Below are 13,101 nucleotides of genomic sequence, written 5' to 3'. Positions count from 1 at the left end.
GTCGCATATCGACCTATCGTGACAAGCGAGGGGCATTTGGTGAAAAACGCCACGAAGCGCGTCCAAATGGCGAGACAGACCGAAGATTTTCCGGCCGGGGGAAGGTAGAGCTGCAGATAATGCAGTGGGTCCGGTCCTGATGTACCGGCCTGTAGCACTTCGGGGGTCGCCCGTTATCCGATTTTGACATGCGGAGGCCACTGAATGGCCTAGTCCGAATGGCAAGATGCCGGAAACACACAAGGTCGACACTCGAAGAGGAGTGCGCGACCGCCGGGCAACTCCATCACCTGCCGGAGGACCACGATCATGACCGCAAGCACCACCCGTCGCACGACCGCTGCCAGGTCCCGGATCGCCGCGGTCGGCGCGCTCGCGGTCGCCGGTGCCCTGATGCTCACCGCCTGTGGTGACCAGACGAACTCGGGATCGGGGACCGGAACCAAGGAGAGCGCCGGCAGCACCGCCCCGCTCTTCGACAAGCTGCCCAAGAAGTACCAGGACGCCGGCGTCATCAAGGTCGGCACGGACGCCGCGTACGCCCCGATGGAGTTCGAGGAGGGCGGCAAGATCGTCGGCATCGACCCGGACATCGCCGCCGCGCTCGGCAAGGAGCTCGGCGTGAAGTTCGAGTTCACCAGCGGCACCTTCGACGGTCTGATCTCCTCGCTCAACACCGGCCGCCAGGACGTCGTCATGTCCGCCATGAGCGACACCAAGGCCCGCCAGGAGGGCCTGGACGACAAGGGCAAGAAGACCGGTGAGGGCGTCGACTTCGTCGACTACTTCAACTCCGGCGTCTCGCTGCTGGTCAAGAAGGGCAACCCGGCGAAGATCACCTCGCTCGACGACCTGTGCGGCAAGAAGGTCGCCGTCCAGCGCGGCACGATCTACGAGGACACCTTCAAGGCCCAGGCCACCAAGTGCGAGAAGGACGGCAAGGGCAAGCTCACGATCGAGGCGTTCGACACCGACGCCGAGGCCCAGACCCGCGTGAAGTCCGGCGGCGCCGTGGCCGACCTCAACGACTACCCGGTCGCCGCGCACATCGCGAAGACCGCGGGTGGCGGCAACGACTTCGAGGTCGCCGGCAACCAGACGGAGGCCGGACCGTTCGGCATCGCCGTCGACAAGGACAACACCCAGCTGCGTGACGCGCTGAAGGAAGCCCTGGACGCGATCATCAAGAACGGTGAGTACGCCAAGGTCCTGGAGAAGTGGGACGTCAAGAACAGCGCCGTGACCGAGGCGACCATCAACGCCGGCAAGTGATTCCTGGCGTACCTGGCCTCGAGCGTTCCACTGAAGGGCAGTCACTGTGACTGACAAGTTCGACAAGACGCCTGCCGACGAGCCCCCCGCGGACTCGTCGGTGAGCAAGGAAGCAGCCGCCACGGCTCACCCCGAGCAGATCAAGGCGATCCCGGTACGGCACTACGGGCGCTGGGCGTCCGGCGTGATCGTGCTGGTGCTGCTCGGATGGCTCGCCTACGCGTTCGCGCAGGGCGACATCCGCTGGGCCACGATCGGGGACTACCTGTTCGACGACAGGATCGTCCAGGGTGCGCTGAACACGATTCTGATCAGTGTTCTGTCCATGCTCATCGGACTGGTGCTGGGCGTCGTCTTCGCGGTCATGCGGCTGTCGAAGAACCCGGTCACGGGCGCGGTGGCCTGGCTGTACATCTGGTTCTTCCGGGGCACCCCGGTGTATGTGCAGCTGCTGCTGTGGTTCAACCTGGCGCTGATCTTCCCGATCCTGAACATCGGGTTCTACAAGGACGAGATGGTCGACGTCATGACCCCGTTCCTTGTGGCCCTGCTGGGTCTGGGTCTGAACGAGGGCGCCTACATGGCCGAGATCGTCCGGGCCGGCATCCAGTCGGTCGACGAGGGCCAGACCGAGGCGTCGCACGCGCTCGGCATGTCCACCGGCAAGACCATGCGCCGGGTCGTGCTGCCGCAGGCGATGCGGGTGATCGTGCCGCCCACGGGCAACGAGTTCATCAACCTGCTCAAGACCTCGTCCCTGGTGTCGGCGGTGCAGTACACCGACCTGCTCCGGGCGGCGACGAACATCGGCTCCACCTCCTTCGCCATCATGGAGATGCTGATCGTCGCCTCGATCTGGTACCTGGCCCTGACGAGCGTCTTCAGCGTCGGCCAGTACTACGTCGAGCGGTACTACGCCCGCGGTTCGCTGCGCCAGCTCCCGCCCACGCCATGGCAGCGGATCAAGACGAATCTGCGCTTCCTTCAGAGCCCCAGGGGGGTGTGACATGACCGCCATGGTGAAGGCCGAGGGCGTCCACAAGTCCTACGGCGCCGCCCACATCCTCAAGGGCATCGACCTCGAGGTCGCCCCGCGTGAGGTGTTCTGCCTCATCGGCCCCTCCGGCTCCGGCAAGTCCACCTTCCTCCGGTGCATCAACCACCTGGAGAAGATCAACGCCGGCCGGCTCCACGTCGACGGCCACCTCGTCGGCTACCGCCAGAAGGGCGACAAGCTCTACGAGCTCAAGGACAGCGAGGTCGCCCTCCAGCGCCGCGACATCGGCATGGTGTTCCAGCGCTTCAACCTGTTCCCCCACATGACCGCCCTCGAGAACGTCATGGAGGCCCCGGTCCAGGTCAAGGGCGAGACCAAGGCCGTGGCCCGCGAGCGCGCCACCCGCCTGCTCGACCGGGTCGGCCTCGGCGACAAGGCCGGCAACTACCCGTCCCAGCTCTCCGGCGGCCAGCAGCAGCGCGTCGCCATCGCCCGCGCCCTGGCGATGGAGCCCAAACTGATGCTCTTCGACGAGCCCACCTCGGCGCTCGACCCGGAGCTGGTCGGCGACGTCCTCGACGTCATGCGCAGCCTCGCCGAGGAGGGCATGACCATGGTCGTGGTCACCCACGAGATGGGCTTCGCCCGCGAGGTCGGCGACTCCCTCGTCTTCATGGACGGCGGCGTCGTGGTCGAGTCCGGCAACCCCCGGGACGTCCTGACCAACCCCCAGCACGACCGCACCAAGGCCTTCCTCTCCAAGGTGCTGTAGCAGGACACCGCTGAGGGCGGGTACGGGCATGAAGTGTCCGTACCCGCCCTTTCGCGTGCCTGCGGCAGGCCGTGCGGTTACTTGAGTGCGAGTACGAGGGAGTCGGACGGGGACGCCCACACGCCGCGCGCCTCGGCGAAGCCGGCCGCGCGCAGGGTGGCGGCATGCCAGTCGAGGGGCGGGGTGTCGCCCTCGGCGTGCTCGCCGTAGATCTCGAAGCGGCGCGCGGTGGGGCCGGCGAGGACCGGGTCCTTGGCGGCCAGGGCCCACCAGTCGGCCCAGTCGAGGGCTCCGGCGGCCTTGGCGCGGTCCATTCCGGCGTGGCGGTGGGCGCGCTCGGCGGCGTTGATGCGGGGGGTGGTGTCGTCCCTCATGTGGTCGGCGGTCATGAAGACGCCGCCGTCCCTGACGAGCCCCGCGACCTGGCCGTAGAGGGTGGCGAGCGGTCCGGTGCGGAGCCAGTGCAGGGCGGTGGCGGTGAGGACGGCGTCGTAGGAGTCGTGCGGGAGGGCCGCGGTCCATTCCGGGTCGGTGAGGTCGGCGGTGACGAAGGTGACGCGGTCGTCCCCGGCGAAGTACCCCTCGGCGATGGCCAGCAGGGCCGGGTCGAGATCCACTCCCACGCTGACCGCCTTCGGGAACCGCTTGAGCAACCGGTCCGTGATACTTCCCGTACCGCACGCGAGGTCGAGGACCCTCGGCTGGGGGCCGGCGACGGCCTCGACCATGTCCAGCATCACGCGGAACCGCTCCTCGCGATCGGGCATGTACCACTCCTGCTGACGGTCCCAGCTCTCCTGCCAGGCCCGCCAGTCGGTTCCGGTCACCGCGGTCGGCTCGGTAGGCGCGGTCTCGGCCATCCGTACCCCTCCACTCCGTAATACCCTCGAAGTCAAAGCATCTGTTACCTCGACCTCGCCGACACTAGACCTCGCCCGTAAGGACTACAAGTGGAACTGGCCTATTACTCGGACTACGCCGTGCGCCTCGTCAACACCGAGGAACCGGCTCGCAACAAGGACGCGCTCACCTCGGTCGAGGCGGTCCGCGAGCTCTTCGGCCCGTCCTCCCAGGCCGCCCGCCGCGCCACCGACGCGGATGTGACCCGCTTCCGTTCCGTACGGGCCAGGCTCCGCGCGGTCTTCACTGCGGCCGACTCCGGCGACCAGACCCACGCCGTCGACCTGCTCAACTCGCTGCTCCTGGAGTACCCGGTCAGTCCGCAGATCTCCGGCCACGACTACCTCGACGACGAGGGCCGGCCGCGCTGGCACATGCACCTCGCCGACCACCCCTCCAACGCGACCGCGGGATACGCGGCGATCGCCGCGATGGGCCTCGCCTTCCATCTCACCGAGTACGGCGTCGACCGGCTCGGCCTCTGCCAGGCGGCCCCCTGCCGCAACGCCTACCTCGACACCTCGACGAACCGCTCGCGCCGCTACTGCTCCGACCGCTGTGCGACGCGTGCGAACGTCGCGGCCTACCGGGCCCGCAAGCGCCTGGAGACCGAGCGGTCGGAGAGCACGGGCCGCAGCGCGGAGAACGCCCAGGCCACCGCGGAGCGCACCGACGGCTGACCCTCGCCGCGCGGCCGGTACCGCGCCCGTACGCGCCCCAGGAGCAGCTCGTCGGGCACCGTGCCGAACACCCGGCTGTCGCCCTCCGCGTACGCGTTGTCCCCCAGCACCCACCAGCCGCCCTCGCGCCGCTCGACGAGCCGCTTCACGATCAGCAGGTCCTGCTGCAGCGGGTGCCGCATCACGGCCACGTCCCCGGCCCTGAGTCCTGCCCCGTAATGCACGAGCAGCCGGTCCCCGTGCGCCAGCGTCGGATACATGGAGGGCCCCGTCACCTCCGCGACCCCGAAGGGCGCCATCGGCTCCCGCCCCAGCTCCGTCATCGTCCACCTCCAGGCCGGTCCCGGTCCCGGCCGGTCCTCCCGGTCCGGCCCGGTCCCACGGTACGTTCCGTCGGCGGCCCCATACGCACCCTGGACTTTTGGCCTAAGCCCCAGGGGGCTCTCGCGAAAAGCCGCCTCTCACGGAGTAATGTCCCACCTGAGAAGACGATCACGAGGAAGGACAGCTCAATGCTCTCCCGCCTGTTTGCCCCCAAGGTGAAGGTCAGCGCCCACTGCGACCTCCCCTGCGGTGTCTACGACCCGGCCCAGGCCCGCATCGAGGCCGAGTCGGTCAAGGCCGTCCAGGAGAAGATGGCCGCCAACGACGACCCGCACTTCCAGGCCCGCGCCACGGTCATCAAGGAGCAGCGTGCCGAGCTCGCCAAGCACCACGTCTCGGTGCTGTGGAGCGACTACTTCAAGCCCCCGCACTTCGAGAAGTACCCGGAGCTGCACCAGCTGGTCAACGACGCCCTGAAGGCCCTCTCCGCGGCCAAGGCGTCGACGGACCCGGCCACAGGCCAGAAGGCGCTGGACTACATCGCCCAGATCGACAAGATCTTCTGGGAGACCAAGAAGGCCTGAGTCGCCTTCTGCAGGCACTGCCCGCACCCGGCCCACCCACGCCGCCGAGCCCGGCGGATACGGTGGGCCGGGTGCGGTCGTGCGTGTGCCGCCGCGGCGGGATCACCGGCTGGGAGGGCATGCTCGCGAACGTCCGCTCGGCCTACGAGGCCGGCGTCACCGTCCTCGCCGGTACGGACAGCTTCCCGTGCGGAACGGTCGCCGCGGAGGCGGCGTGGCTGGCGCGCGCCGGTATGCCCGCAGAGGCGGCGCTCGGTGCGGCTTCCTGGGCCGCTCGCGACTGGCTGGGGCTGCCAGGCCTGGCGGACGGCGCACCCGCCGATCTCGTCGCCTACGACACGGACCCGGCCGTCGAGAGCGGTGCCCTGGCACATCCGGCCAGGATCATCCTCCGTGGCCGCGTGGTGCGCTGACGCCACGTCAGCCCGTTTCCGGCCGCGTGTCGTCGTTTTCGCGTACGGCGATACGGCCGTGGGGCGGAGCCGGCTCGTGTTGACTCCAGGAGGCAGAGCACCGCACCGCCCGTGTGGCCCCTGGAGGTCCGTATGACCGAGCGTCCCGAGTCCCTGTACGAGGCCGTGGGCGGCATCGAAGCCCTGCGGCGACTGTCCACGACCTTCTACGAAGCCGTGCTCGCCGACCCCGTCCTCGCACCGGTCTTCGCGCACTTCACACCGACCCATGTGGATCATGTCGCCGTCTGGCTCGCCGAGGTCTTCGAGGGCCCGGCACGCTTCACCGAGGAGCTCGGTGGCCACCAGGGCCTCCTCCGGGCCCATCTCGGCCTCGCGATCACCGAGGAGCAGCGGCTGCGCTGGATGGAGCTGATGGGCGCCGCGGTGGACAAGGAGCTCCCGAACGACGCGCTGCTGAGGGAGCGCGTCATGGAGTACTTCGACTGGGGCACCGCGATCGCGCGCGATGTCTCGGCCGCGCCCGTGGACGAGGACCTCGGCGATCCCGGCCCGACGCCCCGCTGGCGCTGGGACGGCCACTCCTGAGACCGGATTCCTCGCGGGACCGGGAAGCCCGCGGTCCGGCAATCCCATGAGGGCGGCGCCGAGGAGTGCTCCTCGGTGCCGCCCTCGTCGAACCATGGACAGGTCAGGAAGCGCTCTCCAGCAGCCTCCGCCCGAATTCCGAGCCTTCCGGCAGCTGCCGCCGGATACGCCGGAGCGCCTCGTCGAAATCACCGCCGGCGATCCCCGACTCGTACGCCGCACCGCCGCAGTGCAGGGTCAGATTCAGATCCACCCGCTCGGGGCGGCCGTCCGCACCGCGTTCGCCGAGCGTCAGCAGGCAGCTGAGCGTGGCCTGCTGCACCGACCCGTCCAGGGCGACCGGCAGCGGCAGATCCCATTCCAGTACGCAGCCGGACAGGGCTTCGCCCGACTCCGCCGCGCGCAGGGCGTCGAAACCCGTGCCCCCGTACTCAACTCCCCTGATGCGGGTCCGTACTTTCTGCCCGCCTATCGCGACCGTGATCGCGATTGCTTCCGCACCCCGCCGGTCCCGGTACCAGCCGGTCCAGACTTCCGTCGACTCCGATGACATGGCGCGGACTGTAGCGGTATGACTGGCTCCGCTGTACAGCCGGTCACCCCTTCGAATGCCTCGAACGCCCGAACGGCCGTACAGGCTCCCCTTCGGAGCCCGTTAAGGGGCTGAACCCGCGGCCCGGCCCTCGGTCGGCTCTCCGTCCGAACCCTTGGCGTGCCGCGTGGCCCCGGCACCTCCACCGCCTTCCGCGAGGTCAGCGGCTCCCGCGCCCTCGGCATGCTCGGCGCCGTGCCCGCAGTCGGGGTTGTGGCAGGGTCCGCGAACCCACTCGGGGACGAAGGCCCCGAGGATCTTGCGCCGTTTGATGACGGTACCGACAGGCTGTCCGCAGGCCGGACACACGTACTGGCCTGGCGGGCGGCGGACGGTCCGACGTCCTTCGCTGCCCATGAGTCAAGGATAGGTCGGCACGCCCACGGCGGACAGTGCGCGCGGTCCCCGCTTCCCGCTCACCGCTTCCTGCTGTACTTCCGTACGAGCACGCCGTTACCGAAGGCGCGCACGTCGTCCAGCGCGAACGCGGTGACATCGAAGCCGGAGCCGAACATCGGCATCCCGGAGCCGTACACCTCCGGATAGGTCTTGATCACGAGCTCGTCGATCTCTTCGAGCAGCGCTCCGGCCATGCGCGAGCCGCCGCAGAGCCAGATGCCGAGCCCGTCCTCCTCCGCCTTGAGCTCGCGGATCCTGGCGACCACGTCGCCGGAGACGATCTCCACGTTCGGATCGGGGGACTTCTCGATCGTGGTCGACGCCACGTACTCGCGCATGTGCCCGTACGGACTGGTCATCCCGGCGTCCAGGCCCAGCTGATAGCTGGCGCGCCCCTGTATCACGGTGTCGAAGTGCCTGTTCTCCACGTCCCGAAGGTTCAGCAGCCGCCGGCCCTCGGCCGACACGGTCTCCGGATACTCCGTCTTCAGGAACTCCAGGAACTCCTCGTCCAGGTACCTGAACATGGACGAGGCATCGCCACCCGGGTCTCCGATGAAGCCGTCGATCGAGCAGGCGATGAAGTACGTGAGCTTGCGCAAACCGGTCCTCTGTCTCTGTCGGGGTCAGTCGCAGTTGTCTCTGTCGGGGTCAGTCGCAGTGGCCCGCCCGACTCGCTCCGTCAAACCACTGCGGATATAGTGCTCCATGCGTAGTGGTTGTGCAAGGGCCTTTTCCGGAAGGCGTGTCGAGAAGGAGGCAGGCACAGAAATGGCCAGGAACCCGGAGCGCAGGCTCGCCCTCGTGGACGCAGCCATCGAGGTGCTCGCCCTCGAAGGGGCGCGTGGCCTCACGTTTCGTGCCGTCGACAGCCGGGCCGGCGTGCCCGCGGGGACGGCGTCCAATTACTTCGCCAACCGCGACGACCTGTTCACGCAGGCGGGAGCGCGGATCCATGTCCGGATGACCCCCGATCCGGTCCAGGTCGACGAGGCCATGGCGACCCAGCCCACCCGCGAGCTCTACGTCGAGCTGATGCGCTGGCTGGTGCGGCGCATGGCCACCGAGCGCACCGGCTATCTCGCGATGCTGGAGCTCCGTCTGGAGGCCACGCGCCGCCCGACCCTCCAGGCGGAGCTCAACCGCGCGGTCCGCGCCGTGCTGGAGGAGAACCGCCGCTCGCACCTCGAGTCCGGGCTGCCGGGCGACACGGACACGTTCCTCGCGCTCTATCTCGCGATGACGGGCCTCATGCTGGAGCACTTCACGCTGCCCGATGTGCTCGCCGACCGGGACCTCGACGAGCTGGTGGAGGCCGTCGTGACCCGGATCATCCCCGAGAGGTGACCGGCTCCCGCCACATCGGCCACATGTGCGGGCCGTCCGGCAGGTCGACCGTGCGGCCCGTGAAGGCGAAACCGAGCCGCTCGTACAGCCTGCTGCTGCGGGCGCTGCTGGCCTCCAGATAGGCGGGCACACCGTCGCGGTCGCAGCGCTCCAGTACGAGCGCGATCAGGGCGGAGCCGAGGCCCTCGCCCTGCCGGTCCGGGGAGACCGCGATGAGCAGCAGATACTCGTGCTCCCTGTCGTGCGGATGGATCTCGCCGGTCAGCCGGCCGATGAGCTCGGTGCGCTCGTTGTCCGGGTCCGCGATCTCCCGCATCCGGGCCGGGGTGTCGTCCTCCTCGTCGGGCGCACCGGCGGGCACATGGAGCCAGAGCGCCGCGGCCGTGCCGTCCTCGGCCATGTCGACCCGGCCCTCGGCGAGCGCGATGTCGAGAAAGACGCCCATGAAGATGCCGTGCACCTTGCGGCGATGCCCCTCGTCGGGGAAGACCCAACTGCTCACCGGGTCGTCCATGAACGCCTCGTCGAGCAGCCGCGCCACCGTGTCGCGGTCGTCCGCCCCCGCCTGCCGTATTTGTACGCCCATGCCCGGACCTCTCTCGGATCTCGCCAACTGGTCGTGGTGATCCTAGAGTTGGGTCCTGGGCTGTCGCTCCACGGGGCGTGCTGCTGCTTCGGGCGCCGGGCGCACCTGCGGTCACACGCTCAGCGCGTCCGGCGTGTGACGAACTCCGCCAAGGACAGCAGGTCCCCGGCCGCCGTCAGATCCGGCACCGCGAGGGACAGCTGCTGGACCGCCCGCGCCATCCGGTCCGCCGCCTGGAGCTGTGCCCAGTCCCGGCCGCCCGCGCGGTCGACGGCCTCGGCCGCGCGGCGGACGGTGTGGGCGTCCATCGGCCGTGCGTACAGCTCGGCCAGCTCCGCCCCTGCGGCGGTGCCCGAGCTCAGCGCCGCGACGACCGGGAGCGACTTCTTGTGCGCGACCAGATCGGCACCGGCCGGCTTGCCCGTACGGTCCGGGTCGCCCCAGATCCCGATCAGATCGTCGATGAGCTGGAAGGCCAGTCCGGCCTCCCGCCCGAAGGCGTCCATCGCGGCGACCTCGTCCTCGCCCGCGCCCGCGTAGAGCGCGCCGAGGGCGCAGGCGCACCCGAGGAGTGCGCCGGTCTTCGCCGTCGCCATGGCGACGCACTCGTCGAGCGTGACCTCGTGAGGGTCGCGCTGCTCGAAGGAGCAGTCCGCCTGCTGCCCGGCGCAGAGCTCGATGACGCAGGCGGCGAGCCGGGCGGAGGCTGCGGCGGACACCGGATGGCGGTCCTCGGCGATCAGCCGGAGGGCGAGGGCGAGCATGGCGTCGCCCGCGATGATTGCTGCCGGGGTGCCGAACACCGTCCACGCGGTGGGCCGGTGCCTGCGCGTCGGATCCTCGTCGATCACATCGTCGTGCAGCAGCGTGAAGTTGTGCGCCAGCTCGACCGCGGCCGCGGCGCGCACGGCCTGCTGCGGATCCCCGCCCAGCGCCCGGGCGGTCGCGAGCACCAGGGCGGGCCGGATCGCCTTGCCCGCCGACCCGGCGGCCGGGGTGCCGTCGGCGTGCTCCCAGCCGAAGTGGTACATGGCGACACGGCGTATGGAACCGGGCAGCGACTCGACGGTGTCTCGCAGCCGGGGGTTGACGGCGGTACGGGTGCGCTCCAGGAGTGCCGCGGCCTCGTGGCCGTCGGGGGCGGCATCCGTGCTGGTCATGGTCACGGTCTCTTCCTCTGCGGAGGGATGGGGCGGGGGCGGGCGGCACGAGCGGCGCCGCCCCCGCCGGTTCAGAGGGTCGGTACGCCTGTCGGCCGACCGGTCAGCGCCAGCGGCTCACTTCGACGTTCTCCAGCACACCGAGCGCGTCGGGGACGAGAACCGCCGCCGAGTAGTAGGCCGTGACCAGGTACGAGATGATCGCCTGCTCGTCGATGCCCATGAAGCGGACCGACAGGCTGGGCTCGATCTCGTCGGGGATACCGCTCTGCCGCAGTCCGATGACGCCCTGGTCGTCCTCGCCCGTACGCATGCACAGGATGGACGTGGTCCTGGCCTCCGAGATCGGGATCTTGTTGCAGGGGAAGATCGGCACTCCGCGCCAGGTGGGGATGCGGTTCCCGCCGATGTCCACACTCTCCGGGACGAGGCCGCGCCGATTGCACTCGCGCCCGAATGCGGCGATGGCGCGCGGATGGGCGAGGAAGAGCCTGGAGCCGCGCCGCCGGGAGAGCAGCTCGTCCATGTCGTCCGGACTGGGCACACCGTCGTGCGGCTGCAGCCGCTGCCCGTAGTCGCAGTTGGCCAGGAGCCCGAACTCCCGGTTGTTGATCAGCTCGTCCTCCTGGCGCTCGCGCAGCGCCTCGACCGTGAGCCGCAACTGCTGCTCGGTCTGGTTCATCGGCTGGTTGTAGAGGTCCGCCACCCGGCTGTGGACCTTCAGCACGGTCTGGGCAACGCTCAGTTCGTACTCCCGCGGAGCCGCTTCGTAGTCCACGTACGTGTGCGGAACGATCGCTTCGCCGACATGTCCGGCGGAGAGATCGATGGCGGCCTCGCCGTACTTGTTGGTCCGCTGATGGGGGATCGACAGCACCGAGAGGAGATGGGCACCGAGCGACTCCGCCCGCTCGGCGAGGTTCAGCACGTCCTGCCGGGTCAGCTCCAGCACGACGCAGCCCGTGGCCGCGCGGGCCGTCGAGTCCCATACGGCGTCTCCGTCGATCAGCGAGCGGTCCCCGAAGTACGCCCCGTCGGCGAGGACTCCGAGCACGGCCTCGTCGCCGTAGGGACCCGTGCCGATCTGCTCCACACGGCCGTGCGCGAGCAGGAAGACCCGGTCCGCCGCCTCGCCCTCGGCGGCCAGCACATCGCCGGGGGCGAACTCCCGCTGCCGGCAGCGCTGAGCCAGCTCGGCCAGCACCGCCTCGTCGTCGAAGCCCCGCAGCGGAGGCAGTTCTCCGAGCTCCGCCGGGATGACCTGGACCTGGCCCGCGGTCTGGACGAAGGTGACGCGCCCGTCGCCCACCGAATAGCTGAGCCGTCGGTTCACCCGGTACGTACCACCCTGTACCTGGACCCACGGCAGCATCCGCAGCAGCCACCTGGAGGTGATCTCCTGCATCTGCGGCGCCGACTTGGTGGTGGTCGCCAGGTTCCGCGCGGCGGCAGTACCGAGACTCTGCTGCGGCACCGTCTGGTCCTGGCCGCCCTCGCGCAGCTCGTCACCAACCGAGCCAACCGAACCAACCGACATGAGACTCCCTCGCAATCATGGGTTGACCTGCGAGGAAGAGCCTTCCATCACGGAGAGTCGACTCGCCATTACACAAATGAGTGGGACTAGGCGGAGACGGGCGGGGCATGCCGCACGCTTTCCACCAGCCCGGCCCAACCACCGGATCGGCCGCCGGACCCCGTCGTCCGGACCGGCTGTCCGGATCGGCTCGTCTGCCGTGCGAATCGCGTACCCCACCAACAGCGTTGGGGTAATGGCACGTTGCAAGCGCGGTACGAGTGACTCGTTCCGCTCACCCTCGCTCCCCCACGAAAAGGAGGCGGCCATGGCCCCACCCATGTCCGCGAGCAGCTTCCTCGACGCCCTGCGCGACGAGGGCCTCACGGTCGTCCAGGTCGGCGACTGGCGTCACCACAACCGCAACCACAAGGGCCCCTGGGGACCCGTGCACGGCGTGATGATCCATCACACGGTCACCAAGGGCACCGCGAACACGGTCCGCATCTGCCGTGACGGCTACGAGTCCCTCCCCGGGCCGCTCTGCCACGGCGTCATCGCCAAGGACGGCAAGGTCCATCTGGTCGGCTACGGCCGTGCCAACCACGCCGGGCTCGGCGACGACGACGTCCTGCGCGCCGTCATCGCCGAGAGGGCGCTGCCGCCGGACAACGAGGCCAACACCGACGGGAACCGGCACTTCTACGGATTCGAGTGCGAGAACCTCGGCGACGGCAAGGACCCGTGGCCCGCGGTCCAGCTGGAGGCCATGGAGAAGGCCGCTGCAGCCGTCTGCCGCCGTCACGGCTGGACGGCCCGTTCGGTGATCGGCCATCTGGAGTGGCAGCCGGGCAAGGTCGATCCGCGTGGCTTCACCATGAAGTCGATGCGCGCCCGTATCGAGGAACGGCTGAAGTGAGAACCCCGTACGGCCGCCCTTGAGCGGCCGGAGTGACGCGGGCGGCCGCCGC

At 69.4% G+C, this 13,101-nt stretch carries 16 protein-coding genes; 9 read left to right on the top strand and 7 right to left on the bottom strand.

From position 1 onward, the window contains the following. The first annotated feature begins 309 nt into the window (after nucleotides 1-309). The 3 genes from ABT078_RS28355 to ABT078_RS28345 are packed head-to-tail and all read left to right on the top strand — an operon-like array spanning nucleotide 310 to nucleotide 3,041. The gene (locus tag ABT078_RS28355; protein WP_351232542.1) at nucleotides 310-1,272 is read left to right on the top strand and encodes an ABC transporter substrate-binding protein; all 963 of its coding nucleotides are present in this window, start codon (nucleotides 310-312) and stop codon (nucleotides 1,270-1,272) included. A 46-nt stretch (nucleotides 1,273-1,318) separates the two neighbouring features. Continuing rightward, nucleotides 1,319-2,278 carry an amino acid ABC transporter permease gene (locus ABT078_RS28350; protein WP_351232540.1) on the top strand — a complete coding sequence of 320 codons (960 nt, stop codon included), beginning with the start codon at nucleotides 1,319-1,321 and terminating at the stop codon, nucleotides 2,276-2,278. 1 nt (nucleotide 2,279) lies between these two features. Next, complete coding sequence (locus ABT078_RS28345; RefSeq protein WP_351232537.1) at nucleotides 2,280-3,041, top strand: amino acid ABC transporter ATP-binding protein; 762 nt, start codon at nucleotides 2,280-2,282, stop codon at nucleotides 3,039-3,041. 77 nt (nucleotides 3,042-3,118) lie between these two features. On the opposite strand, the gene ABT078_RS28340 is transcribed toward ABT078_RS28345, so the two are convergent. After that, nucleotides 3,119-3,901: a class I SAM-dependent methyltransferase gene (locus ABT078_RS28340; protein ID WP_351232535.1), complete on the bottom strand. Its 783-nt coding sequence runs from the start codon at nucleotides 3,899-3,901 to the stop codon at nucleotides 3,119-3,121. 90 nt (nucleotides 3,902-3,991) lie between these two features. Here ABT078_RS28340 and ABT078_RS28335 point away from each other — a divergent pair, with 90 nt between their 5' ends. Continuing rightward, a complete protein-coding gene (locus ABT078_RS28335) occupies nucleotides 3,992-4,621 on the top strand; it encodes a CGNR zinc finger domain-containing protein (protein WP_351232533.1) in 630 nt (209 codons plus the stop codon). Here ABT078_RS28335 and sodX read toward each other — a convergent pair. Further along, the gene (sodX, locus tag ABT078_RS28330; RefSeq protein WP_351232531.1) at nucleotides 4,525-4,944 is read right to left on the bottom strand and encodes a nickel-type superoxide dismutase maturation protease; all 420 of its coding nucleotides are present in this window, start codon (nucleotides 4,942-4,944) and stop codon (nucleotides 4,525-4,527) included. The genes ABT078_RS28335 and sodX overlap by 97 nt on opposite strands. Nucleotides 4,945-5,133: 189 nt before the next feature. Here sodX and sodN point away from each other — a divergent pair, with 189 nt between their 5' ends. From sodN to ABT078_RS28315, 3 genes are all read left to right on the top strand, one after another. Continuing rightward, nucleotides 5,134-5,529, top strand: a complete 396-nt coding sequence (sodN, locus tag ABT078_RS28325; RefSeq protein WP_020123534.1) for a superoxide dismutase, Ni — start codon at nucleotides 5,134-5,136, stop codon at nucleotides 5,527-5,529. A gap of 71 nt (nucleotides 5,530-5,600) precedes the next feature. Continuing rightward, a complete protein-coding gene (locus tag ABT078_RS28320) occupies nucleotides 5,601-5,942 on the top strand; it encodes an amidohydrolase family protein (protein ID WP_502981362.1) in 342 nt (113 codons plus the stop codon). Between the two features lie 132 nt (nucleotides 5,943-6,074). Beyond that, nucleotides 6,075-6,530: a group II truncated hemoglobin gene (locus ABT078_RS28315; RefSeq protein WP_351232528.1), complete on the top strand. Its 456-nt coding sequence runs from the start codon at nucleotides 6,075-6,077 to the stop codon at nucleotides 6,528-6,530. A gap of 103 nt (nucleotides 6,531-6,633) precedes the next feature. Here the strand turns inward: ABT078_RS28315 and ABT078_RS28310 are convergent, their stop codons facing one another. Further along, nucleotides 6,634-7,083, bottom strand: a complete 450-nt coding sequence (locus tag ABT078_RS28310; RefSeq protein ID WP_351232526.1) for a DUF6304 family protein — start codon at nucleotides 7,081-7,083, stop codon at nucleotides 6,634-6,636. A 455-nt stretch (nucleotides 7,084-7,538) separates the two neighbouring features. Further along, nucleotides 7,539-8,123 (bottom strand): dihydrofolate reductase family protein, encoded by a 585-nt coding sequence (locus ABT078_RS28300; protein ID WP_351232522.1) that lies wholly within the window; start codon nucleotides 8,121-8,123, stop codon nucleotides 7,539-7,541. 169 nt (nucleotides 8,124-8,292) lie between these two features. On the opposite strand from ABT078_RS28300, the gene ABT078_RS28295 reads away from it, so the two are divergent. Further along, nucleotides 8,293-8,868, top strand: a complete 576-nt coding sequence (locus ABT078_RS28295) for a TetR/AcrR family transcriptional regulator (RefSeq protein ID WP_351232520.1) — start codon at nucleotides 8,293-8,295, stop codon at nucleotides 8,866-8,868. On the opposite strand, the gene ABT078_RS28290 is transcribed toward ABT078_RS28295, so the two are convergent. From ABT078_RS28290 to ABT078_RS28280, 3 genes are all read right to left on the bottom strand, one after another. Further along, nucleotides 8,852-9,454, bottom strand: coding sequence for a GNAT family N-acetyltransferase (locus ABT078_RS28290; protein WP_351232518.1), 603 nt, complete (start codon nucleotides 9,452-9,454; stop codon nucleotides 8,852-8,854). The two genes, ABT078_RS28295 and ABT078_RS28290, sit on opposite strands and share 17 nt — an antisense overlap. A 119-nt stretch (nucleotides 9,455-9,573) precedes the next feature. Then, nucleotides 9,574-10,614, bottom strand: a complete 1,041-nt coding sequence (locus ABT078_RS28285; protein ID WP_351232516.1) for a family 2 encapsulin nanocompartment cargo protein polyprenyl transferase — start codon at nucleotides 10,612-10,614, stop codon at nucleotides 9,574-9,576. A 103-nt stretch (nucleotides 10,615-10,717) separates the two neighbouring features. Further along, a complete protein-coding gene (locus ABT078_RS28280) occupies nucleotides 10,718-12,151 on the bottom strand; it encodes a family 2B encapsulin nanocompartment shell protein (protein WP_351232513.1) in 1,434 nt (477 codons plus the stop codon). Between the two features lie 307 nt (nucleotides 12,152-12,458). On the opposite strand from ABT078_RS28280, the gene ABT078_RS28275 reads away from it, so the two are divergent. Further along, complete coding sequence (locus tag ABT078_RS28275) at nucleotides 12,459-13,049, top strand: N-acetylmuramoyl-L-alanine amidase (RefSeq protein ID WP_351232511.1); 591 nt, start codon at nucleotides 12,459-12,461, stop codon at nucleotides 13,047-13,049. The last annotated feature ends 52 nt before the right edge of the window (nucleotides 13,050-13,101 follow it).

It is taken from the genome of Streptomyces sp. NPDC002133, from assembly GCF_040296405.1.
Taxonomy (GTDB): Bacteria; Actinomycetota; Actinomycetes; order Streptomycetales; family Streptomycetaceae; genus Streptomyces.
The sequence above is the reverse complement of the archived record's forward strand: the minus strand, read 5'-3'. Positions and strand labels throughout refer to the sequence as shown.

Coding starts and splice junctions, on each gene's coding strand:
- ABT078_RS28355 (WP_351232542.1), top strand. CDS start 310: ATGACCGCAAGCACCACCCGTCGCACGACCGCTGCCAGGTCCCGGATC.
- ABT078_RS28345 (WP_351232537.1), top strand. CDS start 2,280: ATGACCGCCATGGTGAAGGCCGAGGGCGTCCACAAGTCCTACGGCGCC.
- ABT078_RS28340 (WP_351232535.1), bottom strand. CDS start 3,901: ATGGCCGAGACCGCGCCTACCGAGCCGACCGCGGTGACCGGAACCGAC.
- sodX (WP_351232531.1), bottom strand. CDS start 4,944: ATGACGGAGCTGGGGCGGGAGCCGATGGCGCCCTTCGGGGTCGCGGAG.
- sodN (WP_020123534.1), top strand. CDS start 5,134: ATGCTCTCCCGCCTGTTTGCCCCCAAGGTGAAGGTCAGCGCCCACTGC.
- ABT078_RS28315 (WP_351232528.1), top strand. CDS start 6,075: ATGACCGAGCGTCCCGAGTCCCTGTACGAGGCCGTGGGCGGCATCGAA.
- ABT078_RS28310 (WP_351232526.1), bottom strand. CDS start 7,083: ATGTCATCGGAGTCGACGGAAGTCTGGACCGGCTGGTACCGGGACCGG.
- ABT078_RS28295 (WP_351232520.1), top strand. CDS start 8,293: ATGGCCAGGAACCCGGAGCGCAGGCTCGCCCTCGTGGACGCAGCCATC.
- ABT078_RS28290 (WP_351232518.1), bottom strand. CDS start 9,454: ATGGGCGTACAAATACGGCAGGCGGGGGCGGACGACCGCGACACGGTG.
- ABT078_RS28285 (WP_351232516.1), bottom strand. CDS start 10,614: ATGACCAGCACGGATGCCGCCCCCGACGGCCACGAGGCCGCGGCACTC.
- ABT078_RS28280 (WP_351232513.1), bottom strand. CDS start 12,151: ATGTCGGTTGGTTCGGTTGGCTCGGTTGGTGACGAGCTGCGCGAGGGC.
- ABT078_RS28275 (WP_351232511.1), top strand. CDS start 12,459: ATGGCCCCACCCATGTCCGCGAGCAGCTTCCTCGACGCCCTGCGCGAC.